The sequence below is a fragment of the Psychrobacter sp. H29 genome (assembly GCF_059073055.1).
Map to the genome: position 1 here is coordinate 1,789,655 of NZ_JCACRY010000001.1, position 25,350 is coordinate 1,815,004.

Below are 25,350 nucleotides of genomic sequence, written 5' to 3' on the forward strand. Positions count from 1 at the left end.
TTACCAGCTTGCTTTACGAACACCAGGCACATCGCCTTGCATGACACGCTCACGCAGCATATTGCGTGATAAGCCAAACTTGCGGAAGTAACCGTGAGGACGACCGGTGATAGCACAACGATTACGCAGACGTACTGGTGATGAATTACGTGGAAGAGCTTGTAGCTCTAACATCGCTTCCATACGAGCTTCGTCACTTGCAGTCATATCACTGATAGTTTCTTTTAGCTTGATACGCTTTTCAGCATACTTAGCAACCATTTTTTCGCGCTTTAATTCGCGGTTAATCATGCTCTTCTTTGCCATAACGTCTTTACCTTATTTAAATGGGAAGCCGAATGCTTTAAGCAACGCACGACCTTCTTCATCAGATTGAGCTGACGTGGTGATAGTCACATCCATACCACGGATACGATCAATCTTGTCAAAATCTACTTCTGGGAATACGATCTGTTCTTTGATACCCAATGAGTAGTTACCACGTCCGTCAAAGGCTTTAGGTGAAAAACCGCGGAAATCACGAATACGAGGAATTGCAATGGCAACGAGACGATCTAAAAATTCGTACATTTGCTCACCGCGTAGCGTTACTTTACAACCAATTGGCCATTCTTCACGAATCTTAAAGCCAGCGACTGATTTACGCGCTTTAGTGACAACAGGCTTTTGACCAGCGATAGCGGTCATATCAGCTACAGCACCTTCAAGCAATTTCTTGTCTTGAGACGCGCCGCCCACACCCATATTAAGTGTGATTTTAGTGATTTTCGGCACTTGCATCACATTACCCAAACCAAGTTCTTCTTTGATTTGTTGCTTTAGTTCATCGTTATATAAAGATTTTAATCTTGCCATTACCATTACACCCTTAGTGTCTTACGCAGTCGCCACTACTTCACCGTTTGAACGATAGACGCGTTGTTTCTTGCCATCTTCGCCAAACTGATAAGTAATACGGTCTGCTTTTTGGGTTTGCGCATTTAAGATTGCGACATTTGAAATATGCAGAAAAGCTTCTTGCTTAAGAATGCCACCTTCAACGCCAGTTGCCTGATTTGGCTTCTGGTGTTTAGTAACAATATTAATGCCTTCAACTTTAATACGATCATTTTTTACAGCTTGTACAGTACCTTGCTTGCCTTTGTCTTTCCCAGCAATCACGATAACTGTATCGCCTTTACGTAATTTTGACATGGATTACCTCACAATACTTCTGGTGCTAGTGATACAATTTTCATAAACTGATCACCACGTAGTTCACGAGTTACCGGTCCAAAAATACGAGTTGCAATCGGCGCTTTGTTTTGGTTCAACAATACCGCAGCATTGTCATCAAAACGTAACACAGAACCATCAGGACGACGAACGCCTTTTTTGGTACGTACAACTACTGCATTCATCACGTCGCCTTTTTTGACACGACCGCGAGGAATGGCTTCTTTAACCGTTACTTTAATAATGTCGCCAACTGATGCATAACGACGATGAGAACCACCCAGTACTTTAATGCACTGAACTCGCCTTGCACCGCTATTGTCTGCAACTTCCAGCATTGACTCAACCTGAATCATAGCGTTACTCCACACGTATGAGCAATAAAAACCAGTTGCTGCCGCTAGCACAGAATGAGTAGACGGCATTTTAATATAAATAGCCGCAATTTACTCTTCATGTGAGTGATATACGCTCGGCGCAATCAGCATCCTTAAAAAGGCGGCTATTTTAACAGCTTCTGGCTTTTAATGCAATTTACTTAGATTTTTTCTACTTTTTCAACCACATCAACTAAAGTCCAAGACTTAGTTTTTGAGATTGGACGCGTTTCTTTGATACGGACAAGGTCACCTTGTTGGCAAACGTTGTTCTCATCATGTGCTTTGATTTTAGTAGAACGACGAAGCTGCTTGCCATACAAAGGATGACGAACCAGACGCTCAATCAAAACTGTGATGGACTTGTCCATCTTATCGCTGACAACTCGTCCTGTCACTACGCTAGCATTGGTAGCTGTTTGATTGTTATCGCTCATGAGTCGCCTCGTTGTTTCTCGTTAATCAAAGTCTGAAGCTGGGCAATCGTACGACGATTGTCTCTAACTTCATGGGTATTACCCAACTGACCAGTTGCTTTAGCCATACGAATACGGAAAGCATCAAGTTGCTTCTCATCAAGTAACTGGGTCAGTTCTTCTAATGATTTATCACGTAATTCACTGATCTTCATTACATTATCGTCCGCTTAACAATGGTAGTTTTAAAGGGCAGTTTTGCTGCAGCAAGCGTTAAAGCATCGCGAGCAAGCTCTTCAGATACCCCTTCAATTTCATATAGCACTTTACCAGGCTTGATTTCGCATACCCAATATTCAACTGGACCTTTACCTTTACCCATACGTACTTCTAATGGTTTATTGGTAATTGGCTTGTCTGGGAATACACGAATCCAAATCTTACCGCCACGCTTAATTTTACGAGTGATGGTACGACGTGCTGCTTCAATTTGACGAGCTGTCATACGACCACGCGTCAATGATTTTAGACCAATTTGTCCGAATGCAACGGTGCTTCCACGATGAGCTAGCCCAGTGTTACGACCTTTGTGCATTTTACGAAACTTGGTACGTTTTGGCTGTAACATAGTTTAACCTCTGTCTGAGTTTCGACGGTTTCCACGACCACGGCGTTTTGGCGCACGAGTCTGCTCTTCTTTGACGGGATTGTAAACACTGTTCATACCGTCAAGGATTTCGCCACGGAAAATCCAAACTTTAACACCGATGGTGCCGTAAGTTGTCTCTGCACGAATTGACGAGTAGTCAATATCAGCACGAAGTGTATGCAATGGCACACGGCCTTCACGATACCATTCGCTACGAGCAATCTCAGCACCGCCAAGACGACCAGACAGCTCAACTTTGATGCCTTTAGCACCAGAACGCATACTGTTCTGTACAGCGCGTTTCATCGCACGGCGGAACATAACACGACGCTCAAGCTGGCTACCGATACCGTCTGCTACCAAACGTGCATCAAGATCAGGTGACGTGATTTCTTCAATGTTGACCTGAGCAGGTACGCCCATAATTTTGGTCAATTCTTTTTGAAGTCTTTCGATATCTTCGCCTTTCTTACCGATAACGATACCAGGGCGCGCAGTGGCGATGGTAATCTTAGCAGCGCCAGTAGGACGCTCGATCATGATGTTGCTGATCATTGCGTTATCTAGCTTCTTGCGTAGATATTCACGAACTTGAATATCGTTGATTAGGTATTCTGAGTATTGTTTAGGGTTAGCATACCAGTTTGCGTTATGCTTTTTTACAACACCAAGACGAATTCCGATTGGATGTACTTTTTGACCCATAACTTATTCTCCTACCTTTATAGTGATGTGACAAGTACGCTTGCTGATACGATCAGCGCGACCTTTGGCACGTGGTAGGATACGTTTTAGCGTAATGCCTTCATCAACATAGATAGTCGCGACTTTAAGATCGTCGATATCTAGGCCGTGATTATGTTCGGCATTGGCGATGGCTGAGTTAAGACATTTCTTAACAAACACAGCGCCCTTTTTATTGCTATACGTTAGGATATCCAAAGCACGCTCAATAGATTTGCCACGAACTTCATCAGCAACGAGTCTAACTTTTTGTGCCGATATGGCGGCACCGCGTAATTTTGCAGTTACTTCCATGGTAAGCACCTTATCTCTTAGCTTTTTTGTCAATGCCATGACCACGATACGTACGAGTCGGGGCAAATTCACCTAGTTTATGACCAACCATCTGCTCACTTACGATAACCGGTACATGAGTACGGCCGTTGTGGACAGACAAAGTTAAGCCAACCATTTGTGGTAGGATCATCGAGCGGCGCGACCAAGTTTTAATTGGCTTGCGTGAGTTGGTGTCTAATGCATTCTCAACTTTAGCAAATAAGTGCGCGTCTATGAATGGACCTTTTTTCAATGAACGAGGCATGAAATTCTTCCTTTATTTCTTCTTGGCGCGACGGCGGATGATCATGTTGTCAGTACGCTTATTATGACGCGTTTTAAGTCCTTTAGACTTCTGACCCCAAGGGCTAGTTGGATGGCGACCTTTGTTACGACCTTCACCACCACCATGTGGGTGATCAACCGGGTTCATAGCGACACCACGAACTGAAGGACGAACACCACGCCAACGTGAAGCACCAGCTTTACCAAGTGATTTCAAGTTGTTTTCAGTGTTAGAAACTTCACCAATAACAGCACGGCAATTTACGTGTACACGGCGTGTTTCGCCAGAGCGTAGACGTATAATAGCGTAGATACCGTCACGGCCTAGTAACTGAACGCTAGCACCCGCAGAACGAGCCATCTGTGCACCTTTACCGATTTTAAGCTCGATATTGTGAATCACAGTACCCAATGGGATGTTTTTTAGCGGCAAGCAGTTACCTGGACGAATTGGAGAAGTCTCACCTGACATTACGGTATCACCAACTGCTTGTTTTTTAGCAGCAATGATGTAACGACGTTCGCCATCAGCATACTTAAGTAGTGCAATATGTGCAGTACGGTTAGGATCGTATTCAATACGCTCTACCGTTGCTGGGATATTGTCTTTAGTACGTTTGAAGTCGATAATGCGATAATGTTGCTTATGACCACCGCCAATGTGACGAGTAGTGATACGACCATTATTGTTACGACCACCTGACTTACTTTTTGATTCTAGAAGCGCTGCATAAGGACGACCTTTATAAAGGTGTGGATGCACAACTTTTTCAACAAAACGACGGCCTGGTGATGTTGGCTTTGCTCTTACGATAGGCATGAGTGTAATCCTTATTCGTTATTCGCTGTTTCACTAGTAGAAGTAGTAGTGTTCGCTACGTCTTCACCAGCATCAGCCATTTGTACATCTTGACCAGCTTTTAAGGTAACATAGGCTTTTTTATAGTCATTACGACGGCCGATGCTTTTACCAAAACGCTTTGTCTTACCTTTAACATTCAAAGTGTTTACTTTAGTAACTTCAACACCTTCAAACATCAACTCAACTGCTTTCTTGACTTCAAGCTTAGTAGCATTAGAATCAATTTTAAATACCTGCACACCAAGTGAGTCGCCAAGCATTTGAGATTTTTCTGAGAATACAGGTCCTCTTAAGACCTGATAAAGTCTTGCGTTGTTCATGCTAGTGCTTCCTCAAATTGTTTCGCAGCTTCAACTGACATGATCACTTTATCAAATGCGATCAAGCTCACTGGATCCACTTCGCCTGTACCAAGTACGTTGACGTGTGGAATGTTGCGAGCAGCTAAGTATAAGTTCTCGTCAACTTCTTTAGTGACGATCAATGCACGAGGTGCACCAAGCTCATTTAGCTTTGCAATCAGTTCTTTGGTTTTCGGCCCAGAAACGCTCAACTCTTCTACCAAAATCAGACGCTCTTGACGAATCAATTCTGCTAGGATGCACTGCATCGCACCGCGATACATTTTACGGTTTACTTTCTGTGACCAATCTTGTGGTTTTGCAGCGAATGCACGACCACCTGAACGCCATATTGGGCTACGAATAGAGCCCGCACGAGCGCGACCAGTACCTTTTTGGCGCCATGGCTTGATACCACCGCCAGAAACTTCGGCACGGGTTTTTTGTGCGCGTGTACCTTGACGAGCACCAGCTAAATAAGCGGTGACGACCTGATGCACTAGTGCTTCGTTGAATTCACGACCAAAAGCCGTATCAGAAAGCTCAACCGCCGCACCTGTAACTGTTTTTAAATCCACGTTAATCCCCTTGCTTAGGCTTTGACTGACGGACGTACGATAACATCGCCACCGGTGGCACCTGGGATAGCACCCTTGATGACAAGTAACCCTTTTTCGGCATCAACCGAAATCACTTCTAGGCCTTGAACAGTAACACGCTTGTTACCCATCTGGCCCGCCATCTTCTTGCCTTTGAATACTTTACCTGGTGACTGGTTTTGACCAGTTGAACCATGCGCACGATGAGACACTGAGTTACCATGAGTAGCATCTTGCATACTAAAGTTGTGACGTTTTACTGGACCCTGAAAGCCTTTACCTTTGCTCTGTCCTGTCACATCAACCATCTGACCTTGTTCGAACAAATCAGCTAGAATCTCGCCACCAATCTCACGACCTTCAAGATCGCTTTCGTTGGCACGGAATTCCCAAACACCACGGCCAGCTTTAACACCAGCTTTAGCGAAGTGACCTTTTTGTGCTGCAGTTACGCGGCTGTCACGACGGGTACCTGTAGTGATTTGGATGGCTTGATAACCATCTACATCAGTACTTTTTACTTGAGTAATGCGGTTTGCATCGACCTCAACTACTGTTACAGGGATAGATGCGCCTGCTTCAGTGAAGACACGGGTCATGCCGCACTTTTTACCGACTAAACCGATCGCCATTTTAGACCTCTTTATATCTTATATTAATGGGTTGGGTGTGCATTAACCCAAAGCAATTTGAACGTCAACACCCGCCGCTAAATCTAATTTCATTAGCGCATCCACAGTTTTGTCAGTAGGTTGAACGATATCAACCATACGCTTATGAGTACGGATTTCGTACTGATCACGAGCGTCTTTGTTAACGTGTGGTGAGGTTAGAACGTTGAAGCGCTCAATGCGAGTCGGCAACGGTACAGGACCACAAACTTGCGCACCGGTGCGCTTTGCAGTATCAACAATCTCTTGTGCAGATTGATCAATCAGACGATGATCAAAAGACTTAAGACGGATACGGATTCTCTGGTTAGCCATGCCAGCAAGCTCCTAATATGTGCTTTCGTCATTCTTGCGTTGCAAGATCATGATCAAAAGCAGTTTGGTTAAATATTCACTTAAAGCGGCCTTCTGTTCTTAACCAGAATGAGTTCTTTATCCGAACTTATAGCGTGCCAAAAGCAAAATAGTTTAAAGCCCCGCCGACCCTCCTATAATGGATGTCAGCAAAGGCATAATGAAATAGTGCTAGAAACGATGCTCCAGCTGTAATAGCGCCAGCTTTTCTGTTCAGCTGCGCGTATATAATTCAGTGGTGTATATTATACACAGTATTTTGGTCATTGCAAGGGCAATATATTTGAGAGTTTCACATGCCAACTCTAAAAATTTCTCGCATATAAATTTATTTATTACTTAGACCTATTAACTGCGCTTAATAATAGCTATTGATATCGCTAGTCCAGAACAATATCGTACTGTTCTTGGGTATATAGGTTTTCTACATCAAAAGTAATCACTCTACCTAGTAGATACTCTAAATCGGCTACTGTGTCTGACTCTGTTGTGAGTAGTAAGTCAATAACTGCCGCATGAGCCACTACCGTGAACTTTTTGGGAGAGTTATAGGTGCGAGCACATCGCATGATCTCACGGAATATCTCAAAACAAACCGTTTCTGCGGTTTTTACGAACCCGCGACCCTGACAGGTAGAACAAGGCTCACAAAGCTGCTGACCTAATGACTCACGTGTACGTTTACGTGTCATCTCCACCAATCCAAGCTCACTGACTTGTGTAATCTTGGTTTTGGCATAGTCTTGAGTAAGCTGTGACTGTAGGCTCTCTAGTACATCATCTTTATGCTGTTGCTCCAGCATGTCGATAAAATCTAGGATAATAATACCGCCCAGATTACGTAGACGCAGCTGACGCGCAATAGCATGTGTGGCTTCTAAATTGGTCTTATAGACGGTGTCCTCTAATGAACGACCACCCACAAAAGAGCCCGTATTGACATCAATAGTGGTCATTGCTTCTGTTTGGTCGATGATTAGATACCCACCAGACTTTAGATCAACACGGCGTTTTAGGGCATCACGCAAGTCATCCTCAACACGGTGTACATCAAACAATGACAGCTCTGCCGTATAATGCACGATTCTATCATATACAAATGGTACAAACTCTTTGGCAAAGTATCTTATTTGCTCATAAATCTGTGTGTTATCAATGATGACTTTTTCGGTATCGGCATGCACTAGATCGCGGATAGAACGCAGCGGTAGAGACAACTCTTGATAAATAAGCTCTGAGCTCTGGTTGTGGTTGATCTCTTGACGACGCGCACAGATAGTACGCCATAGCTGTAGTAGATAATAGATGTCTTCTTCTAGCTTATCGACAGGGACACGCTCAGCAGCAGTACGAGCAATGAGACCGCCTTTTAGGTTGACTGTCTGCATCAAGCTACTCAGCTCAGTTTTTAGACGCGTGCGTTCTTCGTCACCATCGATACGCTGTGATATACCAATATGATCGCTTGACGGTAAATAAACCAAATAACGTGATGGTAAAGAGATGTTGGTCGTTAAACGCGCGCCTTTACTACCCAACTGATCTTTGGTCACCTGCACCAAGATACGCTGGCTTTCGTGCAAACGGTGTTGAATCAAAGTCTTCGACGCAGGTACAACTTCAGTACTTTTTGCACTAACAACTGGCGGGGTTACCTCTAAGTTGTCTGCAGAGGTTTCTATAGCCGACCTACTATCACCGGTTTCTTTTTTGGTTTCTGCAGCCGTTTTATTTTTATTTTCTGCGACTGGGCGTGGCTCTCGCTGCATGTCGTTGACATGCAAAAATGCAGTTCTTGACTGACCGATATCGACAAAAGCTGCCTGCATACCAGGAAGTACACGTACAACCGTACCCAAATAGATATTGCCGACCAAACCCAGTTTGTGATGTCGCTCAATATAAATCTCACCCAAGATGCCATTGTCTAAAACCGCAACACGGGACTCCATTGGACTAATATTAATCAGCAGCTCTTCGGACATAGTTTTTTCTCTTATCTCTTAGCTTTCTTATTAGGCGTTCATCGCCTATTCGTTTGACAGTGTAACAAATGCAGCTTGCTCTTGCCCATTACCCTACCGTGTCATTATGTGCATATCCGATATGGTAGGTTGATTGCGTTCACCTTGTGCTATGTGTTCTCGCTACCCTATGACATATCTTTGATCAATGCCAACGTTTGTGCCAATGGCAGACCGACAACATTGGTATAGCTGCCGTTGATACGCTCAACCCAAGCCGCACCCAAACCTTGAATGCCATAGCCGCCTGCTTTATCAGCGGGCTCTCCGCTATCCCAGTAATCGCTCATCATCTGCGTGGTTAACGGTATAAAGGTCACCTCTGTACGTTCAGTGAATTGCTGCTGATCAACAACCTGGAAGTCTTTGATACGGTCTGGAGTATGGCCTTCTTTTTTTGATAGCAACTGTACTCGAGTTGCTTGCACAGCTGTCCACACTTCATGAACATTGTCAGACATCTGCTGCCACATACTATAAGCATGCTCGCGATCGACTGGTTTGACCAGGACTGTCTTACCATCCGGCAGTACACCAATGGTGTCGGAGGTCAGAATAATAACTGACTCGGCAAAGATATCCTCATCTATATTCAGTGTTTGGTTTAATTGCTCTATAGCAACAGCAGCTTTGGTCGCGACCATACGTTCGATATAGTCTTTTGGCAATTCATCAACTTGCTTGGTCTCATCGATATCTACGCTTAGGACTCTAAAATCTAACTGCGCTCTGGCTAGCAACTCTCGACGACGCGGCGAACCAGACGCTAAAATGATATTCATCGCTTTTCTCTTTATTTATCAAAATATAATGTATGGGTTTGCTGAATAGATTGGCAAATGCAAAAGCGACTGTGACAAAGCAACCATTGATAGCAACCATTAATAACAGCGCTGTCATTAACGTGCGAATTTGCGTAGCGCCAACAGTATAAGTGGCCAGCTGATAATACTCATGATGAGTGACAGAGCAGATTTTGCGACAAAAACGTTTTGGACAAACAGTTGCAGTATCCATAAATTCAACTGGAAAACGAACAACCCTAAGCTGGCGATCAACCACGCACTAATTGTGTTTAACTGCCTGACATAGATGCTGACAATCTTGATCACAAGGGCAACCACAACCGCTGCAAACGCTTGCTGCCCCAAATGGGTATCCATCAGTAAGTCTGCAATAAGCCCAATGGTAAATGCGGTAAAGATACCGACATAGCGCGGCTGAAATAGCAGCCAATAGATCAGTACCATAATCATAACCATAGGGCGCAAGGTTGCCATACTAGGACTTAATGGATAGACATTGAGTGAGGAGGCAACGATAAAGCTTAGGGCAATGACCACAATCAATAGCGCCGTTGAATTCTCAGAATCAGGATACGACATGAGTACTTACCTTAGCGATTGTGTGGTGGCTACTATTATGTTGTGGGATAAATACTGAAAGGGCAAATACTGTGAGTACCATTTGATAACAGAGTTACCTAACGAGCAAGCTATTCGATAGCTTTACGCTAAACATGATGCGATCAATGTTTACTGACTCATAATAGTATTGTTTTTATTGGGCATCTTGTCTTGGAGTATCAACACATAGGCATTATCAATAAAGTTGGCAGCGGGCGTAATTTCGATACTTCTGAAATTATCGGCTTGCTCGTCTTTGATATGAGCAATACGGCCAACACGGTAGCCTGCTGGGATACGTCCACCCAATCCCGACGATACCAACTCATCACCGACGCGTACATCTGAGGTCTTAAAGACATAGTTAAGGCTTAACGCAGATGGGATACCCTGACCTGTCACGATAGCTCGCTGACCAGTACGCTTGACAGTGACTGCAACTGACTGCTGCTCATCAGTAATCAGTAGTAAGCGGCTGGTATTAGGATAGACATTAATAATCTGCCCCAAAATACCATCTTCATCAATGACTGTCTGTCCAACTTGCACGCCATCTTGCTCGCCCTTATTGAGCACAACAATCTGTCTGAGCAGGTTGGTATCGGTACCGATCACTTGAGCCAAGTTAAGATCAAACTGCTCGGGTTTGGTCGTCGACAAAATACCTTGCAAGCGCGCATTTTGTGCCAAGATATAATCTTGCTGCTGCAGCTTTGCGTGTGCATGAATAAGTTGCGATTTTAATTGCATGTTTTCGCGGCGCAGTGCTTCTTTTGATTGTAGGCTACCACTCGCCCAATGCTTGGCATAACTGGGCAATAAAGACAGCTCATAAATAGGCTGCATAGCGGCATGACTGGTATTACGCACTGGATTGAACCATTCCGAATTTTTGCTATCAAACCACATCAGTACTGAGGCCACTATCAATACGATAGCAGTCTTACGAAGTGATAATGCCTGGCGCGCAAAAATACTTGGGGTCATAAGTCGTCTAATTTAAGAATTCTAAAATGAGCAATAGCACGGGGTTAGAGCGTGAGTGTTTATCGATAATATTGGGTTCTAGCATGGTTCAATGCAATTAAAGGCAGCACAACTGGCTACCTTTAATATTGTAAACTGCGATCTCACAGAATATTTAGCTGTCATAAAGCATGATAGACGCTATAACGACAACCTCACACTCATGAGTAAACGCTACTTAAACAAAGATCATGTTCAAGCTTTTGTTATTGATGAAATCAAGCGCAATACCACCACCGCGGCTAACACAGGTTAATGGATCTTCTGCTACAGTCACTGGCAAGCCTGTCTCTTGTGAGATAAGCTTATCAAGATCGCGTAACAATGCGCCGCCACCCGTCAATACAATACCACGCTCAGCGATGTCTGATGATAACTCTGGCGGTGTCTGCTCAAGGGCTACTTTTACAGCGCTGATAATACCGCTCAATGGGTCAGTCAATGCTTTTTGCACTTCTTCTGAATTGACGATAAAGGTCTTTGGTACGCCTTCTGCCATACTACGACCACGCACTTCCACCTCTAGCTTGCTGTCTTCATTCAATGCAGAGCCGACTTCTTTTTTGATGCGCTCAGCGGTCGTCTCACCGATCACACAACCGTGCGTACGACGTACGTGTGTGATGATTGCTTCGTCAAACATATCGCCACCGATGCGAATAGACTCAGCATAGACACAACCAGACAGCGCGATAACGGCAATCTCAGTCGTACCACCACCAATATCAACGACCATAGAACCACTGGCTTCGTGGACAGGCATGCCAGCACCGATAGCCGCAGCCATAGGCTCTTCTAGTAGTAACACCTTGCTTGCGCCCGCTGATGATACCGCTTCGCGAATCGCCTTACGTTCAACCAATGTAGACTTACAGGGTACACAGACCACCACGTTAGGCTGCGCCATAAAACGCTTGGCTTTTACTTTAGCAATGAAGTGCTTTAGCATTTTTTGCGTCACTTCAAAATCAGCAATCACGCCGTCCTTCAACGGGCGAATCGCTGTGATGTTCGCAGGTGTACGGCCTAACATCTGCTTGGCATCAATACCAACAGCAGCGACGGTCGGGTTTTGAGTACGATTGCTTCGTAACGCGACCACCGTGGGCTCGTCAAGCACGACGCCTTTATTAGGAATAAAAATTAGGGTGTTCGCAGTACCGAGGTCGATAGCGATATTATTTGATAAAAATCCAAACAGGTTCATGACTAATATATCCAGCGTCTTACGAATGAGGCGAATGAGATTGACTGAGGGGTTACTCGTCAGTGTTGAGCAGGTCATCGTTAGACAGTAACGGCAGCGAAATTAAGTCATCGCAACCCGTCAAACCTAAGCAATAATGATGAAATGAAAAACTGAGCTAAATTATACCGATTTAGCTCGAAAAAAACATAGATATTTGCATCAGTAAGCAAGGATTTTTGTCTTAGACGCCAAAAGTTGTTACAAAGTTTGAAATAGTAGCGACTATCATTCCACTCAATGAAACATCATTTATTCTGATAACTAACAAGGCTCTACAGGCAGATGATTGTTTTACTTAACAGCAGATGCATACTGTAACGTATTTTAGAACCTAATTGGGGAGCAATTGAGAATCAATCGCCAATTATACGCGTAGTTTTGCAAATGTTTGTGTCGCTGCGTTTATATACCCCTAGATCATTAGTCCATCTTGGTTGATATTGTGCATCAATCAAGCCTCATACTCTGTAAACTTGAGTCAGATGCTTTATAATAAGCCAACTTTATAGCCAATTACATTTGAGCACTTATATATTCGCCCTGCCCCTACTCTAACAAAAACTGTCCTTAACTGGAGAAACTATGTCTCAGCAATCAGCAACGTCTGACAACACTGTCAGCCGTGAAGAAATTCTAGAAGTGGCCAACCTTGCACGCTTGGGTGTCGATGAAAGCACGGCCGATAGCTATGCCGACGATATCAGTAAAGTATTAAAACTTATGAACACGTTATCTAACGTAGATACCACAGACATCAAGCCATTAGCCAATATCCACGAAGCTTGCCAAGAGCTACGTGTCGATGTGGCCAAGCACGATATCGAACGCGAGCGCAATCAATCGGTAGCGCCTGCCGTTGAAGACGGCTTTTATCTGGTACCACAGGTGATCGAATAGTCATATCACATGACAGTGATTAGCGCGCCTAATCACGTATTTGCCATTATCTCATCTTATCTTATGCTATTAACATTTTGACGGACGACACCTTATGTCTGAACTTCATCTATTAAGTACCGATCAGCTCATTATGGGCTTGCAAGACAAACAATTTAGTAGCGCGGAATTAACCGAGCACTATATCAAGCGCATCGACGCGCTAGACAGCAAGATCAATAGCTTTATCACGCATACTTCTGAGACTGCACGTGCACAAGCAAAAGCGGCAGACGAGATGCGTGCACAAGGCGATAAGCGTCCGCTACTTGGCGTGCCTATGGCGCACAAAGACATCTTTTGTACCCAAGGCGTACTGACGACTTGTGGCTCAAAGATGCTGCATAACTTTGTCTCACCATATAACGCGACCATCGTCTCTAACATCGACAACGCTGGCATGATTAGCTTGGGCAAGCTCAACATGGATGAGTTTGCAATGGGCTCAGACAACAGTAGCTCATACTACGGTACGGTACAGAATCCTTGGAACCTAGAGCGCGTCCCTGGTGGTTCATCAGGTGGTAGTGCTGCCGCGGTTGCCGCTGGTTTTGTGCCAGTTGCTACCGGTAGTGATACAGGTGGCTCTATTCGTCAGCCTGCTTCATTCTGCGGACTAACTGGTATCAAGCCTACTTATGGCCGTGTGTCACGCTTTGGTATGATTGCCTATGCCTCAAGTCTAGACCAAGCCGGTAGCATGGGACGTAGCGCAAAAGACTGTGCCTACCTGCTACAGCCAATGATTGGTCATGATCCGCGTGATGCCACCTCTATCAAACATGAGATGCCTGACTACGTACAAGATATCAATGATGCTCAGGCTGCTGCTGGTGATAAGCCATTTGAAGGTCTTCGTATCGGTGTTGCCAAAGAATACTTTGGCGCAGGGCTGGATAGCGAAGTTGAGCAAGCTGCCCGTGCCGCTCTAAAGAAATACGAAGAGCTGGGTGCGACGATTGTAGAAGTGAACATCACTGATCCTGAGATCACGCTTGCCACTTACTATATGTTAGCGCCTGCTGAAGCGTCATCGAACCTATCACGCTTCGATGGCGTACGCTTTGGCTATCGCTGTGAAAACCCAACGGATCTGATTGACCTATATACACGCTCACGCTCTGAAGGCTTTGGCCCTGAAGTACAGCGCCGTATCTTGACCGGGACTTATGCGCTATCGGCCGGCTACTTCGATGCTTACTACACTAAAGCACAGAAGATTCGCCGCTTAATCGTCAAAGACTTCGATGAGGCATTTGCTAGCTGTGATGTGATTGCTAGTCCAACGGCACCGACAGCAGCTTATAAGCTGAGTGAAGATCTCGACCCTGCAACCATGTACTTAGGCGACGTTTACACCATCGCGGTCAACTTGGCAGGTCTGCCTGCGCTCAGTCAGCCAGTTGGTTTGACTAAAGAAGGTCTACCTATTGGCTTGCAATTAATCGGTAAGCACTGGCAAGAGAGTCAACTGCTTACGACTGCGCATCTATTCCAGCAGCATACAGACCATCACTTACAACACTCAGCCATCGCAAAGGAGACGGTATAATGAACACAGCTACTACTGATAACAATGCCGTCCGTGAACACGCCGTGCGTAAAGAGCTATTTATTGATGGTTATGAAGTGGTCATCGGTATCGAGATTCACTGCCAGCTAAATACAGAAAGTAAAATATTCTCAAGTGCGCCGACTGACTTCGGTCATGAGCCAAACAGCCAAGCCAGTATCGTTGACTTAGGTCTACCTGGCGTATTGCCCGTATTAAATGCTGGCGTGGTCGATCGCGCGCTCAAATTCGGTATCGGCGTCAATGCTGAGCTGGGTCTGTTTAATACGTTTGACCGTAAGAACTACTTTTACCCTGACCTACCTAAAGGCTATCAAATCACTCAGATGGCCAATCCTATCGTCGGCGTTGGCTATATCGATGTCGTGGTGAATGAAGGAGATAAGAACGAATACCCTAAACGTATGGGTATCACCCGCGCGCATCTAGAAGAAGATGCAGGTAAATCAGTGCATGACGCTGTCGACGGTATGACCGGTGTGGATTTGAACCGTGCTGGTACACCACTGATCGAAATCGTCTCTGAGCCAGACATGCGCTCAGCTCACGAAGCACTTGCCTACATCAAAGCCATCCATCAGCTAGTCACGTGGCTAGGTATCTCAGACGCTGTAATGGCTGAAGGCTCATTCCGCTGTGACTGTAACGTCTCTGTGCGCAAGCCAGGCGCGGATCTTGGTACACGTACTGAGCTGAAGAACCTAAACTCATTCCGCTTTATCGAGCGTGCCATCAACCGTGAAATCGAGCGTCAAATCGACATCATCGAAGATGGTGGTAAAGTCGTACAAGCGACGATGCTGTATGATCCAGAGCGAGACGAAACGCGTACCATGCGTACCAAAGAAGACGCTAACGACTATCGCTACTTCCCTGATCCTGACCTGCTACCTGTCCGTATCGAGCAGCACACGGTTGATGCCATCAAAGCAGCGATGCCAGAGCTACCAGTTGCTCGTCGTGCACGTTTCGAAGAAGCGCTTGGTCTGTCAGAGTATGACGCACGTATCTTGACGGGTAGTCGTCAACTTGCCGATTACTTCGAAGATGTGGTGGCTGAAATCGGTCAGTCAGATGCCAAAATGGCTGGCAACTGGGTCATGGGCGATTTGCTTGGCGCACTGAACAAAGATGACAAAGACATCGTCGACTCTCCTATCAGCGCCAAACAGTTGGCTGGTATGCTGAAGCGTATCAAAGATGACACGCTATCTGGCAAGTTGGCTAAGAAAGTCTTTAGTGCTCTATATGAGCGCGAAGGTGGCAATGATGATGACGCAGCAGATAAGATCATCAAAGACAAAGGCCTCAAGCAAGAAACTGACACTGGTGCTATCAAAGCCATGGTCGAAGACGTCATCGCAAAAAATGAAGCCATGGTAGAAGAATATCGCGGCGGTAAAGAAAAAGCCTTTAACGGTCTAGTCGGTCAGGTCATGAAAGCCAGTCGCGGTAGTGCCAACCCGCAGCAAGTGAACCAAATCCTAAAAGAGCTATTGGGTTAAGACGAGTTACTCACTAGTTATGCTAACTGTGATATGCAGAATAATGTGATAGATTTTGGCTAGTATAAATAGCCCTTGCAATATACATAATTTTGCGTAAAATAGTCAGTCATTCGGGGCGTAGCGCAGTCTGGTAGCGCACTACACTGGGGGTGTAGTGGTCGCAGGTTCAAATCCTGCCGTTCCGACCAAACATAGATTTAGGGCAGACCGTCATAGACCGTCTGCCCTTTATTTTGGGCGTTTTTTGGGTTTTCACCACTTTGTAGGTGTATGGCGTTCCATATAGAATGTTGGTATTATTGTTGGTATCGAGCAATACCAACATGGACAATACCAACAAAGGATAGACCCATGCCCCTAACCCATACCAGTATCAACAAGCTATCACCTAGACCCACCTCGATTGATACAAAACGACCTGATAAACACAGTGACGGTAACGGGCTGCAATTATGGGTGCGTCACACGGGCACTAAAACGTGGATCAGCGCCTATCGCTGGCAAGGTAAGCAGCAAACCCTCACTATTGGCACTTATCCAGTAATGAGCCTTCAAGATGCACGCAAGCGCAATATTGAGATCAAAAGATTATTAGCTGATGGTATCAACCCTAAAGACGACAAGAAAAAGACACAAGCTGACAATGACGGATCAAGGGCGTTCGATACTATAGCCCAGCGTTGGCATGATGACCGCAAAGCGCACATAGCCCCTACCACCTATAGCCGTGACTATTCACAGTACCAGCGCGATATTAAACCCATCATTGGTCACATGAATATAGAGGACATAACCGCGCCTGATGTTTTGGCTATCGGTAAAACTATCGAAGCGAGGGGCGCTAGTGATATGGCAAGGCGTGCAATGCGTCAAACGGGGCAGATATTCAAACAAGCCATACGTGAAGGCTTAACCAACCTCAACCCAGCCACCGACCTAACCGAAGCACTAAAACCGCATAAGGTGAAGCACCACAGCCGTGTGACCAGCCAGCAATTACCTAAACTACTTCAAGACATTAATGCTTATGATGGTGATCTACTGGTGAAACTGGGCTTATGGTTTCTATGCTATACGTTTGTGCGTACTCAAGAATTACGCTTCATGGAATGGTCAGAGATAGACTACAAAGCTAAGGTATGGCGCATACCAGCCGACAAAATGAAAATGGATAGACCACACCTAGTACCACTTGCACCGCAAACAATGGCATTATTAGAACAGATCAGGGCGCTAGGTTTTTCGGATCAGTACGTTTTCTTTAACCCCTCAACCCGTAAGCCATACAGTACAAACGCTTTTATCACTGCCCTATGGCGAATGGGTTATAAAGGACGTATGACAGGGCACGGTTTCCGTGGACTTGCCAGCACTACCCTACATGAACAGGAATACATGCACGAAGCGATAGAGCTACAGCTAGCACATGAAAAAGAAAATAAGATCAGCAAGGCATACAACGGAGCGCAGCACCTACCATACAGAACCAAGATGATGAATGAGTGGGCAAACTTCATTGATAATGCTTACGCTGGCAAGCTGGACAACTTGATCCGTGCAGACTTTAAAGGACAAAAACAAAAGCTAGGCTAAGGCTTAGCACCAACTATGCAAGGCTAGGACTAATTACCCGAAAGCCAGCCGTTCACACACCTTTAGGCTGGCACTGCCTTGCACCTACTTTGATTTAAGGGTGTGTAAAGGTGTGAAAATGAGTTTTTTTGAACAGCAAGAACAACGTAAAGATAAACAGTTCATATCAGTTTTTGATAGCGTTTCTTTTGTATCAGAACATGGCAAAGGTACATTGCAGCAAGCCTTTGATCTTATAACAAGTACATTTTTAAGAAAGCAGACTTACTTACTACTCATTACCCCCACTACAGTTAAAGCCGTGTATGTATGCAGTAGTTACGAGCAATCAACTTGCGAACCCTATATTACTTTTGAGTCTATTATTCATGAGTTAAAAATGTGCCTTGACCGCAATAAGGTTGAAAAAGGCAATCCAATTTATAAGCTAGGTTTTGGTAAAAAAAGATTTGTGGAACAGTTGGTTAATTTAGGTATGCAGCTACCTGAACAAATAATATTTAATACTGAGTCACCCGACATAACAGATGCAGACTACACAAGCGAGGGTGACGAGTTAGCATTTTATCAAGGCTTGCCTAAAGAATACGACATCTTGAGAGCTGATAACGAGAAGCTAAAAGCTCAATATCAAGAACTATTCAACAAGAAAGGATCACCTGAAGCTCTTTACGAAATCCGAGAGAAGCTATATAAAAGTAGTCGAGAGCAGCTAGACAAATGCAAAAATGAGTTAGATAAGTTATCAGTAGATTATAAAAATCTTGAGTCAGATTACGACTACTGCAAACGCAACTTTGAAAGCACAAAGAAAAAGACAGCTTTAACTCAACAGGTAGCAGAAAAAAGAATATCAGACCTTGAGAGCCAACTAGCACAAGCTAATGCAGCACTGGCAAACAAGCCAACTGATGACTATCAGCAATTGAGTGAACGTACCGAAAAAAGCTACCAGACTACCATAGGCTTATTATTAGAATTGATGGTCACACCTAAAGGAATTGACCATAAACAACCGTTTTCAAGCCAAGCCGTCATTATTAGTGAAATTACAGATAAAGGAATATACGGGCAAGGTAAAAGCACTTTAGAAACTCGCTTTAGTGATGCTAATTCTATTTTGAGTGATGCAAAAAAGAAATAATATAATCATGACTAGACACCACCCCAAAATAAACTCATACCCCATTTAGGGTGTGACTTCACCCCAGCTAGGGTGCTGCAAATATTCCTACCCCCTAAAGTAGTAACCACTGGACGTTACATACCGTAGCGTCATTTAGTGGAGCTACACACAATGACACACCCAACCCAAAATACCCCAATAATTCCTTTTACTGATAACACCCCTCACGATACCGAACCAACCACCGCAAACAGTCCAGCTATGCAACTGCCTACTACTGGCATGGGGCGTGCGAAGGATATCTTACCCTATCTACCCTTTAGCAAAACCACCTTGTTTGAATGGTCAAAAGACGGACGTTTTCCAGCTGGCAGAAAGTTATCACCAACGATGACCGCATGGAGCTATGCAGACGTTCACGAATGGCTTAATTCTCACACCTCAACCACTAGCGAGGTGTAGATCATGAACACACGGCAAACAAAGCAGAAGTACAAGCAAATCATTCTTAATCATCTGTTAGCAGGTAAGACTCTATCCACCTATGAAGCGTACGACCTCTATAACATTACGTGCTTTTTACAGCGTGTCAGTGAGCTAAGAGATCAAGGCGTAACCATTCAAGATGAATGGGTAAAGAATAACGGCAAACGCTTTAAACGCTACTGGATAGACCAGCCAATCAATAAAGATGATGACGCTAGTGGGGTGCAATCATGAACCAATCAAACGACATATTAGAACCGCGCCTAGTGGCAGTAGATAGTTATTACTTGTCTGTCATTAATGACCGCATACAAGACCTATCAAACGATGCTGAGAGCCTAGCAATGGCGCTTAATGCAATCAGCACCGATGATGATGCAAGCCGTGGCGTAATAGTCGCTGTACGGTCTGCCTTACTCGCTAACAGTGAACTGGCAACCATTCTAAGCGAGCAGATGGACGGGCTTATCTTACTGCCTGAGCTGGAGGTAACAGACCATGAGTGATAACGACCTAGTGAATGAAGTTATAGACAGGTTAAAAGGTGAAGGGTTTTTGATGATAACTGATGACTTTATAGATCAGCTGATTATCACCCTACATGCCAATGTAACCCTTATTAATACTATGACCCAAATAGCCGAACTAGAAACTGCAATGTTAGGCAGCTTGCTACCTACAGGCAGCCGACAAGTAGAGTCGCTAAAAAACCTATCGGTAAAAATAGCAGAAATTGCTTTCAACATGGAGGACGTGCGGGATGAGCAACGATAACAAAACCAATCTAAAAGCCGACCACGGGCAGAATATCGACAACAAGAAAACTAATAATAGAAAGGTAGTTACTATGCTTAATTCAAATAAAACACAGTCTAATATTGACGCTCAATTCATTAACGATGCTCAAGGTTTTAGTATTACTGGACTCAACCTGTTAAATATAAATGATTTACCTAAGTCGCTACAGTTTTTGGCTAAAGCGCGTTATTACTTATCTATTATCAATGATGAACTTATAAAAACAGGCAAAACCCAAGAATTAAACCGCGAAAAGATAAGCAACTTTATAGCCCATTTATGGAATGAGCTAGAACAAGTGACTTTTGCATTTAGTAATTACGATAACAATCTCAAAGCACTAGCAGAACCATTACCACTTATGGCAGAACAAATGCTATCTGGCTTTTTTGCTGATGATGAAATAGTAAGTCATATTGGTTTTATAGACTTCCTTATTCAAACGATCACTATGAGCAGACGCTTAGAATTAGTTTGTGAAGCTGCATTGAACCGTCAAACAGATTGCAGCAAGGAGGTAGTAAGTCATGCTTAATAATCACGACAGAAATAACCTAAAAGCCGACCACGGGCAGCACAGCGACAACCAGCCCCACAAACGTAGCTTACTACTTAGATTTACTATCTTTGTGTCATGGGTAGTAGGTATTGGCTTGCTACTGTCACTAATCGCGTGCCAGCCAGTCAATGCTAAACTGATTGCAACCAATACCAACAATGGTTACTATATAGACCTCTCAAAACTTAACAGCGACTTGCCAAGTCGTAAACCTTTGGCTTTTTTTATGCCTGATAATAGCGCAGCCTCTCAAGCTGTCCCTATCTACTCAAGCATAGCCCCACATGCTTATTTAAGCGTATCAAGGGGGCAAACCATCATATCTATAGCAAATCACTTGCTAACCGACTATGACGGGTTGACGCTGCAAAATAAAATAGCCGAAAGGCGAATATGCGGGGCGGTCACTGTTAAGACCGAGAGTAAGACCCGTCACCCTATACTTTTACCGTATAGCGTGGCACATACTCAAAAATTAACAGGAGGCTATCATGCCTAATTCAATCCGCACGACCTCAAACACTCAAACCACTACCAACAGCACACCAGCCATATTCAAGGCAGGTGATAGCGTTCTGTGTCCGTCTGTGGGCAATGGTATATATAAGCTAGTTCAAAAGTCAAAAGACTGCCTAACCATCAATATTGGCAATGTTGAGTGCCTATATCGCGCTGATGGTAGGGCTTATCATGATGACTGCTACGTCTTACCCTCACTATTTCACGACACGCCAGCCAACCGCCAAGCGATAGCCACGCTATACAGGGGCAGCCAAACCAGCCAACGCACAGTAATAGACATAACCGAAGCAGACGACAACGAAGTGATCTTAATGTCTGCATTTGAGTTATCAGATATTGCTTGTGATCTTGAAAGCGCAGCCGTTGTTATAAGTGACATTGGCAAGCTATTAGCACTCATTCACTATGAAAAAATAGAGACTCACACCGCTATATCAATGGCACGCTTAACGCATGACACCACTGAAACGTGGCACGAACTACTACAAAGCCAGTTAGGTTCAATCAAAGAAACCCTAGCAATGACAAGTTACGGCAAGGAGGGCAGCCAATGAAAACCTACCCTCCAAAACAGAGCCGTAAGCACGCCAAGCGCAAAAGCTACTACAAGAAGTACAGAGCCACGCGCCAGCCTAAACAGTCACACGCAAGGGGGAACAGATGACCACCACACCAACAGACACCCATGAAAAAGCCCATGCATTTAGCACAGGCTTTACGGAATTGCTGAATAGTTTTGATGCAGCCACACGGCAAGGGCTAGCAGATGATTATCTATTGATTAAACTATTGCAGCTGTTACCGCCTAACAGTCTAATAAATATTACAGATGATCTTACTACAGATGACGCGCAAATAGTAGCAACCGCTGGCACGATAGCCTTACGTTTGACCGACAAACAAGGCGATACAGTAGGCGCGGTATTCTACACACCAAACAGCAAAGCAAAGCCTATTGTCATTGATCCTACAGGGTATGGCGCTATCGTCATTGGTGAGCCAAACAAAGCCCATGAGGTGATAGCACTTGATAACCTAGATGATGGTATCGAGGTTTACAGCTATCTAATGAGTAGTGATAAGACAATTATTGTTAGCCCTCATAGAACCAAGCAATGCCTTAAAAAGATGGTGCAGCACTGGAGCAGCGGATCACTTGTTACCGTACCGATGACACTTGATGACAAGGGCTTGATAAACCTATTGGCAGGTGTGAGGGCGCAAGCATTGGTTACTGTGGCTCATATTGTCACTATGCTACAACATGACAGCTATGAAGCGATACTAGCAGCTGATGACACCCAGCTAATTAATTTACAAGATACTGCCTATTATCCTGAATGGCGCGATGATCCCCAGCTGAATGAACCGATGACCTACAGTGATGGGCGTTTTGAGCTATACCACGATGGGCTGTTTTTCGTGAAGTATAACGATGATGACCCAGCAAACATTACTTTCAAGTTTAAGGCGTTTGTTTGTTCACCGATTGAGGTTATCGCTAAGACACGGGACACAAGCAGCGGTACATGGGGGCGGTTATTGCAATGGCGTGATGATGACAGCGTATTGCATACATGGTCAATGCCGTTATCACTACTACAAGGCGATGCAAAGGAATACCGCAAAGAGCTGGCTAGTCAAGGATTGAACATTACCACCAACCCCAAACAGCGCAGCTACTTAGACACCTATATTCAAAACTACCCTATTCATAAACGGGCGTTATGCGTGGATAAGCTGGGCTGGCACGATAAGCAATATATATTACCTGACAGGGCGATAGGCAGCGATGGCAAGCAGCTTATTGTCTATCAGTCTGCAAATAGCATTAACAGCACCCTAGCCCAGCAAGGCACATTAGATCAGTGGCGTGATAACTTATGCAAACCACTAGCAGAACAAAGCCGTTTTGTTTTCTCTATTGCTTGCGCGTTCGCAGGGCAACTACTGGAATTATTAGAGTATGACGGGGGCGGTTTTCACCTCTTAGGTTCATCAAGCATGGGTAAGTCCCTATCGCTTAAATTGGCTGCTAGTGTATGGGGCAACCCTGACAGGTACGTTAAGACATGGCGCAGCACTGACAATGCCCTAGAGGGCACAGCAAGCGAGCACAACGACAGTTTTTTACCACTTGATGAGATCAGCGAATGTGACCCCAAAATAGTAGGTAAAACCGTTTACATGCTGGCTAATGGTCAAGGTAAAGGACGTAGCACCACCACGGGACACAATCGCATAGCCAAAACATGGCGCATTATCTTTTTGTCTAATGGTGAGGAGTCGCTACAAAACTTTATGGCGCAAGCAGGACAAAAAACCAATGCAGGTATTGAGGTTCGAGTCGCACATATAGACGCTAATGCCGGCAAAGGGTTAAAAACCTTTGATAGTTTGGTACTGGCAAAAACAAGCGAAGCACAAGCCGATAAGATCAAAGAGCTGTCACACGCTTACTATGGATCAGCTGGCATTGCATGGCTAGAACATATCACCAGTGACAAAGCAGAGACCACCGCCACCGCTGGGCAGTTTGTAAGTAGTTTTATGAGTAAGTACAGCGACCTGACAGCACAGGCGCATAGAGTGGCTAAACGGTTCGCTATCGTGAGCGCAGCTGGAGAACTGGCAACAAGTGCAGGTATAACAGGCTGGCAAGCAGGACAGGCAACCACAGCTGTTATGACTTGCTTAGATAATTGGCTTGATAACTACGGGCGTGATGGTGAGCATGAGCAGCGCCAAATCATAGAGCATATCAAGGCGTTTATTGAACAGCACGGATCAAGTCGTTTCCAGCCTTGCCACATTCACACGTACCAAGACTTTGAACCTAAAACCAATAACCGCGCTGGCTATCACAATTACGACACAGGGGAATACTATTTCTCTACCAGTACCTTTGATGAAGTCTGTTCACCATTTAACAAAAGCAAAGTCTTACAAGTGTTAGATGACGCTGGATTGTTGAATGTGACTGAGAATGACCGTAAAACGTGCAAAGTGCCTTTACCATTCAAAAAGAACCGCCAACGTGTTTATGCGGTCAAAGGTGAGATATTAAGTTGTGAAACTACAAAAAGCACTGGGACAGCTGGGACAACTGGGACAACCCATACACCGCAAGGGCTAGAACCTGTCCCAAGCATTAAAACACCACTGGGACAGCTGGGACAAAATGGCTCAATTTGTTAATCTGTCCCAAGTGTCCCAAAGGCTAAAAAAGGGCTGGGACAGCTGAAAGCCAGTAAGTACGGGCGCTGTCCCGTTGTCCCAAGTGTCCCAAGCAAAAAAGCAGATGCAGACAAAAATAATCAAAGGTGGGCGTTTATCGTCTGCCTTTTTTTATGCCTAATACTTATTGTGAGATCAGTTTGATGACTGGCAGCATGTTAAGCTATGTTAAGGTTTATCTAAGTTTTCGGACACGTTAGGCGATCACTGCCAAGCCCTTTTTATAGTGTAAAAAAACTAAGGTTTCCCCTAGGTTTTTGGACATCGTAGAACTTGACAAAACTCAACATTAAAAATGAAAAAACGAAGTAGTGAACCTGTCAAAACCTTACATTCAAAATCAATTTGCACCGCCTTGCCTGTTAACATTTGTTAACGTTGGTAGCACTCACTACTACAGGAAACTACAGGCTAGAACCTGTCAAAACTTGTTATTCAAAACCTCACAAAACCTCACATTGAAAACCAAATCACATACC

Annotated in this window: 33 protein-coding genes and 1 tRNA gene; 14 read left to right on the top strand and 20 right to left on the bottom strand. The window is 44.6% G+C overall.

The window, feature by feature from the left end; all coding sequences use genetic code 11:
* The 20 genes from rpsN to AC5JP1_RS07225 form a co-directional block, all read right to left on the bottom strand.
* Complete coding sequence (rpsN, locus tag AC5JP1_RS07130) at positions 1 to 306, bottom strand: 30S ribosomal protein S14 (RefSeq protein ID WP_193006033.1); 306 nt, start codon at positions 304 to 306, stop codon at positions 1 to 3.
* A 12-nt stretch (positions 307 to 318) separates the two neighbouring features.
* On the bottom strand, positions 319 to 855 hold the full coding sequence (rplE, locus tag AC5JP1_RS07135; RefSeq protein ID WP_443526867.1) for a 50S ribosomal protein L5: 537 nt from the start codon (positions 853 to 855) through the stop codon (positions 319 to 321).
* A gap of 21 nt (positions 856 to 876) precedes the next feature.
* Complete coding sequence (gene rplX / locus AC5JP1_RS07140) at positions 877 to 1,194, bottom strand: 50S ribosomal protein L24 (RefSeq protein WP_011279796.1); 318 nt, start codon at positions 1,192 to 1,194, stop codon at positions 877 to 879.
* An 8-nt stretch (positions 1,195 to 1,202) separates the two neighbouring features.
* Positions 1,203 to 1,571, bottom strand: a complete 369-nt coding sequence (gene rplN, locus AC5JP1_RS07145; protein ID WP_010196702.1) for a 50S ribosomal protein L14 — start codon at positions 1,569 to 1,571, stop codon at positions 1,203 to 1,205.
* A 182-nt stretch (positions 1,572 to 1,753) separates the two neighbouring features.
* Positions 1,754 to 2,029: a 30S ribosomal protein S17 gene (rpsQ, locus tag AC5JP1_RS07150; protein ID WP_319052270.1), complete on the bottom strand. Its 276-nt coding sequence runs from the start codon at positions 2,027 to 2,029 to the stop codon at positions 1,754 to 1,756.
* Entirely contained in the window at positions 2,026 to 2,223 is a 198-nt protein-coding gene (gene rpmC, locus AC5JP1_RS07155) for a 50S ribosomal protein L29 (protein WP_102094164.1), read from the bottom strand. Before rpmC ends, rpsQ begins: the two co-directional genes overlap by 4 nt.
* Entirely contained in the window at positions 2,223 to 2,636 is a 414-nt protein-coding gene (rplP, locus tag AC5JP1_RS07160; protein ID WP_025644399.1) for a 50S ribosomal protein L16, read from the bottom strand. The genes rpmC and rplP overlap by 1 nt, the downstream gene beginning before the upstream one ends.
* A gap of 3 nt (positions 2,637 to 2,639) precedes the next feature.
* On the bottom strand, positions 2,640 to 3,362 hold the full coding sequence (rpsC, locus tag AC5JP1_RS07165; RefSeq protein WP_057758704.1) for a 30S ribosomal protein S3: 723 nt from the start codon (positions 3,360 to 3,362) through the stop codon (positions 2,640 to 2,642).
* A 3-nt stretch (positions 3,363 to 3,365) separates the two neighbouring features.
* Positions 3,366 to 3,695, bottom strand: coding sequence for a 50S ribosomal protein L22 (gene rplV / locus AC5JP1_RS07170; protein WP_021813373.1), 330 nt, complete (start codon positions 3,693 to 3,695; stop codon positions 3,366 to 3,368).
* A gap of 10 nt (positions 3,696 to 3,705) precedes the next feature.
* Positions 3,706 to 3,981 carry a 30S ribosomal protein S19 gene (rpsS, locus tag AC5JP1_RS07175; RefSeq protein WP_010196682.1) on the bottom strand — a complete coding sequence of 92 codons (276 nt, stop codon included), beginning with the start codon at positions 3,979 to 3,981 and terminating at the stop codon, positions 3,706 to 3,708.
* Positions 3,982 to 3,993: 12 nt separating this feature from the next.
* A complete protein-coding gene (gene rplB / locus AC5JP1_RS07180) occupies positions 3,994 to 4,821 on the bottom strand; it encodes a 50S ribosomal protein L2 (RefSeq protein ID WP_319052269.1) in 828 nt (275 codons plus the stop codon).
* Between the two features lie 11 nt (positions 4,822 to 4,832).
* The gene (rplW, locus tag AC5JP1_RS07185; RefSeq protein ID WP_319052268.1) at positions 4,833 to 5,183 is read right to left on the bottom strand and encodes a 50S ribosomal protein L23; all 351 of its coding nucleotides are present in this window, start codon (positions 5,181 to 5,183) and stop codon (positions 4,833 to 4,835) included.
* Positions 5,180 to 5,782: a 50S ribosomal protein L4 gene (gene rplD, locus AC5JP1_RS07190; protein ID WP_319052267.1), complete on the bottom strand. Its 603-nt coding sequence runs from the start codon at positions 5,780 to 5,782 to the stop codon at positions 5,180 to 5,182. Before rplD ends, rplW begins: the two co-directional genes overlap by 4 nt.
* Before the next feature lie 14 nt (positions 5,783 to 5,796).
* Positions 5,797 to 6,435, bottom strand: coding sequence for a 50S ribosomal protein L3 (rplC, locus tag AC5JP1_RS07195; protein ID WP_319052266.1), 639 nt, complete (start codon positions 6,433 to 6,435; stop codon positions 5,797 to 5,799).
* Positions 6,436 to 6,477: 42 nt separating this feature from the next.
* On the bottom strand, positions 6,478 to 6,789 hold the full coding sequence (gene rpsJ / locus AC5JP1_RS07200) for a 30S ribosomal protein S10 (protein ID WP_010196670.1): 312 nt from the start codon (positions 6,787 to 6,789) through the stop codon (positions 6,478 to 6,480).
* A gap of 419 nt (positions 6,790 to 7,208) precedes the next feature.
* Complete coding sequence (locus AC5JP1_RS07205) at positions 7,209 to 8,813, bottom strand: Rne/Rng family ribonuclease (RefSeq protein WP_493843635.1); 1,605 nt, start codon at positions 8,811 to 8,813, stop codon at positions 7,209 to 7,211.
* A 167-nt stretch (positions 8,814 to 8,980) separates the two neighbouring features.
* Positions 8,981 to 9,634: a Maf family protein gene (locus AC5JP1_RS07210; protein ID WP_493843636.1), complete on the bottom strand. Its 654-nt coding sequence runs from the start codon at positions 9,632 to 9,634 to the stop codon at positions 8,981 to 8,983.
* A gap of 117 nt (positions 9,635 to 9,751) precedes the next feature.
* Positions 9,752 to 10,237 (bottom strand): rod shape-determining protein MreD, encoded by a 486-nt coding sequence (mreD, locus tag AC5JP1_RS07215; protein WP_493843637.1) that lies wholly within the window; start codon positions 10,235 to 10,237, stop codon positions 9,752 to 9,754.
* Between the two features lie 150 nt (positions 10,238 to 10,387).
* Positions 10,388 to 11,245 carry a rod shape-determining protein MreC gene (mreC, locus tag AC5JP1_RS07220; RefSeq protein WP_493843638.1) on the bottom strand — a complete coding sequence of 286 codons (858 nt, stop codon included), beginning with the start codon at positions 11,243 to 11,245 and terminating at the stop codon, positions 10,388 to 10,390.
* A gap of 217 nt (positions 11,246 to 11,462) precedes the next feature.
* On the bottom strand, positions 11,463 to 12,500 hold the full coding sequence (locus tag AC5JP1_RS07225) for a rod shape-determining protein (protein WP_319052277.1): 1,038 nt from the start codon (positions 12,498 to 12,500) through the stop codon (positions 11,463 to 11,465).
* A gap of 615 nt (positions 12,501 to 13,115) precedes the next feature.
* Between AC5JP1_RS07225 and gatC the strand changes: the two genes are divergently transcribed.
* The 14 genes from gatC (at position 13,116) to AC5JP1_RS07295 (ending at position 24,832) form a co-directional block, all read left to right on the top strand.
* Positions 13,116 to 13,430: an Asp-tRNA(Asn)/Glu-tRNA(Gln) amidotransferase subunit GatC gene (gene gatC, locus AC5JP1_RS07230; RefSeq protein WP_493843639.1), complete on the top strand. Its 315-nt coding sequence runs from the start codon at positions 13,116 to 13,118 to the stop codon at positions 13,428 to 13,430.
* 94 nt (positions 13,431 to 13,524) lie between these two features.
* Positions 13,525 to 15,021 (top strand): Asp-tRNA(Asn)/Glu-tRNA(Gln) amidotransferase subunit GatA, encoded by a 1,497-nt coding sequence (gene gatA, locus AC5JP1_RS07235; protein WP_319052260.1) that lies wholly within the window; start codon positions 13,525 to 13,527, stop codon positions 15,019 to 15,021.
* A complete protein-coding gene (gatB, locus tag AC5JP1_RS07240) occupies positions 15,021 to 16,547 on the top strand; it encodes an Asp-tRNA(Asn)/Glu-tRNA(Gln) amidotransferase subunit GatB (protein ID WP_493843640.1) in 1,527 nt (508 codons plus the stop codon). Before gatA ends, gatB begins: the two co-directional genes overlap by 1 nt.
* Positions 16,548 to 16,661: 114 nt before the next feature.
* A tRNA-Pro gene (locus AC5JP1_RS07245) sits at positions 16,662 to 16,738 on the top strand.
* A 163-nt stretch (positions 16,739 to 16,901) separates the two neighbouring features.
* Positions 16,902 to 18,143, top strand: a complete 1,242-nt coding sequence (locus AC5JP1_RS07250; protein ID WP_493843641.1) for a tyrosine-type recombinase/integrase — start codon at positions 16,902 to 16,904, stop codon at positions 18,141 to 18,143.
* A gap of 118 nt (positions 18,144 to 18,261) precedes the next feature.
* Positions 18,262 to 19,287 carry a hypothetical protein gene (locus AC5JP1_RS07255; protein ID WP_493843642.1) on the top strand — a complete coding sequence of 342 codons (1,026 nt, stop codon included), beginning with the start codon at positions 18,262 to 18,264 and terminating at the stop codon, positions 19,285 to 19,287.
* A 153-nt stretch (positions 19,288 to 19,440) separates the two neighbouring features.
* Positions 19,441 to 19,731 carry a helix-turn-helix transcriptional regulator gene (locus AC5JP1_RS07260; protein WP_493843643.1) on the top strand — a complete coding sequence of 97 codons (291 nt, stop codon included), beginning with the start codon at positions 19,441 to 19,443 and terminating at the stop codon, positions 19,729 to 19,731.
* A gap of 3 nt (positions 19,732 to 19,734) precedes the next feature.
* Positions 19,735 to 19,989, top strand: a complete 255-nt coding sequence (locus AC5JP1_RS07265) for a helix-turn-helix domain-containing protein (protein ID WP_493843644.1) — start codon at positions 19,735 to 19,737, stop codon at positions 19,987 to 19,989.
* Positions 19,986 to 20,261, top strand: coding sequence for a hypothetical protein (locus tag AC5JP1_RS07270; protein ID WP_493843645.1), 276 nt, complete (start codon positions 19,986 to 19,988; stop codon positions 20,259 to 20,261). The genes AC5JP1_RS07265 and AC5JP1_RS07270 overlap by 4 nt, the downstream gene beginning before the upstream one ends.
* The gene (locus AC5JP1_RS07275; RefSeq protein WP_493843646.1) at positions 20,254 to 20,529 is read left to right on the top strand and encodes a hypothetical protein; all 276 of its coding nucleotides are present in this window, start codon (positions 20,254 to 20,256) and stop codon (positions 20,527 to 20,529) included. Before AC5JP1_RS07270 ends, AC5JP1_RS07275 begins: the two co-directional genes overlap by 8 nt.
* Positions 20,516 to 21,088 (top strand): hypothetical protein, encoded by a 573-nt coding sequence (locus tag AC5JP1_RS07280; protein ID WP_493843647.1) that lies wholly within the window; start codon positions 20,516 to 20,518, stop codon positions 21,086 to 21,088. Before AC5JP1_RS07275 ends, AC5JP1_RS07280 begins: the two co-directional genes overlap by 14 nt.
* Positions 21,081 to 21,611 carry a hypothetical protein gene (locus tag AC5JP1_RS07285; protein WP_493843648.1) on the top strand — a complete coding sequence of 177 codons (531 nt, stop codon included), beginning with the start codon at positions 21,081 to 21,083 and terminating at the stop codon, positions 21,609 to 21,611. The genes AC5JP1_RS07280 and AC5JP1_RS07285 overlap by 8 nt, the downstream gene beginning before the upstream one ends.
* Positions 21,604 to 22,188: a hypothetical protein gene (locus AC5JP1_RS07290; RefSeq protein ID WP_493843649.1), complete on the top strand. Its 585-nt coding sequence runs from the start codon at positions 21,604 to 21,606 to the stop codon at positions 22,186 to 22,188. The genes AC5JP1_RS07285 and AC5JP1_RS07290 overlap by 8 nt, the downstream gene beginning before the upstream one ends.
* A 106-nt stretch (positions 22,189 to 22,294) precedes the next feature.
* Positions 22,295 to 24,832: a DUF927 domain-containing protein gene (locus AC5JP1_RS07295; RefSeq protein WP_493843650.1), complete on the top strand. Its 2,538-nt coding sequence runs from the start codon at positions 22,295 to 22,297 to the stop codon at positions 24,830 to 24,832.
* Positions 24,833 to 25,350 lie beyond the last annotated feature (518 nt).

Coding starts and splice junctions, on each gene's coding strand:
- rpsJ (WP_010196670.1), bottom strand. CDS start 6,789: ATGGCTAACCAGAGAATCCGTATCCGTCTTAAGTCTTTTGATCATCGT.
- mreD (WP_493843637.1), bottom strand. CDS start 10,237: ATGTCGTATCCTGATTCTGAGAATTCAACGGCGCTATTGATTGTGGTC.
- rplW (WP_319052268.1), bottom strand. CDS start 5,183: ATGAACAACGCAAGACTTTATCAGGTCTTAAGAGGACCTGTATTCTCA.
- rplC (WP_319052266.1), bottom strand. CDS start 6,435: ATGGCGATCGGTTTAGTCGGTAAAAAGTGCGGCATGACCCGTGTCTTC.
- rplN (WP_010196702.1), bottom strand. CDS start 1,571: ATGATTCAGGTTGAGTCAATGCTGGAAGTTGCAGACAATAGCGGTGCA.
- AC5JP1_RS07295 (WP_493843650.1), top strand. CDS start 22,295: ATGACCACCACACCAACAGACACCCATGAAAAAGCCCATGCATTTAGC.
- AC5JP1_RS07275 (WP_493843646.1), top strand. CDS start 20,254: ATGAGTGATAACGACCTAGTGAATGAAGTTATAGACAGGTTAAAAGGT.
- rplP (WP_025644399.1), bottom strand. CDS start 2,636: ATGTTACAGCCAAAACGTACCAAGTTTCGTAAAATGCACAAAGGTCGT.
- AC5JP1_RS07285 (WP_493843648.1), top strand. CDS start 21,081: ATGCTTAATAATCACGACAGAAATAACCTAAAAGCCGACCACGGGCAG.
- gatB (WP_493843640.1), top strand. CDS start 15,021: ATGAACACAGCTACTACTGATAACAATGCCGTCCGTGAACACGCCGTG.
- AC5JP1_RS07280 (WP_493843647.1), top strand. CDS start 20,516: ATGAGCAACGATAACAAAACCAATCTAAAAGCCGACCACGGGCAGAAT.
- AC5JP1_RS07290 (WP_493843649.1), top strand. CDS start 21,604: ATGCCTAATTCAATCCGCACGACCTCAAACACTCAAACCACTACCAAC.
- AC5JP1_RS07260 (WP_493843643.1), top strand. CDS start 19,441: ATGACACACCCAACCCAAAATACCCCAATAATTCCTTTTACTGATAAC.
- rplB (WP_319052269.1), bottom strand. CDS start 4,821: ATGCCTATCGTAAGAGCAAAGCCAACATCACCAGGCCGTCGTTTTGTT.
- rpsC (WP_057758704.1), bottom strand. CDS start 3,362: ATGGGTCAAAAAGTACATCCAATCGGAATTCGTCTTGGTGTTGTAAAA.
- rplV (WP_021813373.1), bottom strand. CDS start 3,695: ATGGAAGTAACTGCAAAATTACGCGGTGCCGCCATATCGGCACAAAAA.
- rpmC (WP_102094164.1), bottom strand. CDS start 2,223: ATGAAGATCAGTGAATTACGTGATAAATCATTAGAAGAACTGACCCAG.
- AC5JP1_RS07255 (WP_493843642.1), top strand. CDS start 18,262: ATGAGTTTTTTTGAACAGCAAGAACAACGTAAAGATAAACAGTTCATA.
- rpsN (WP_193006033.1), bottom strand. CDS start 306: ATGGCAAAGAAGAGCATGATTAACCGCGAATTAAAGCGCGAAAAAATG.
- gatA (WP_319052260.1), top strand. CDS start 13,525: ATGTCTGAACTTCATCTATTAAGTACCGATCAGCTCATTATGGGCTTG.
- AC5JP1_RS07205 (WP_493843635.1), bottom strand. CDS start 8,813: ATGTCCGAAGAGCTGCTGATTAATATTAGTCCAATGGAGTCCCGTGTT.
- AC5JP1_RS07210 (WP_493843636.1), bottom strand. CDS start 9,634: ATGAATATCATTTTAGCGTCTGGTTCGCCGCGTCGTCGAGAGTTGCTA.
- rplE (WP_443526867.1), bottom strand. CDS start 855: ATGGCAAGATTAAAATCTTTATATAACGATGAACTAAAGCAACAAATC.
- gatC (WP_493843639.1), top strand. CDS start 13,116: ATGTCTCAGCAATCAGCAACGTCTGACAACACTGTCAGCCGTGAAGAA.
- rpsS (WP_010196682.1), bottom strand. CDS start 3,981: ATGCCTCGTTCATTGAAAAAAGGTCCATTCATAGACGCGCACTTATTT.
- AC5JP1_RS07265 (WP_493843644.1), top strand. CDS start 19,735: ATGAACACACGGCAAACAAAGCAGAAGTACAAGCAAATCATTCTTAAT.
- AC5JP1_RS07250 (WP_493843641.1), top strand. CDS start 16,902: ATGCCCCTAACCCATACCAGTATCAACAAGCTATCACCTAGACCCACC.
- rplX (WP_011279796.1), bottom strand. CDS start 1,194: ATGTCAAAATTACGTAAAGGCGATACAGTTATCGTGATTGCTGGGAAA.
- rpsQ (WP_319052270.1), bottom strand. CDS start 2,029: ATGAGCGATAACAATCAAACAGCTACCAATGCTAGCGTAGTGACAGGA.
- AC5JP1_RS07270 (WP_493843645.1), top strand. CDS start 19,986: ATGAACCAATCAAACGACATATTAGAACCGCGCCTAGTGGCAGTAGAT.
- mreC (WP_493843638.1), bottom strand. CDS start 11,245: ATGACCCCAAGTATTTTTGCGCGCCAGGCATTATCACTTCGTAAGACT.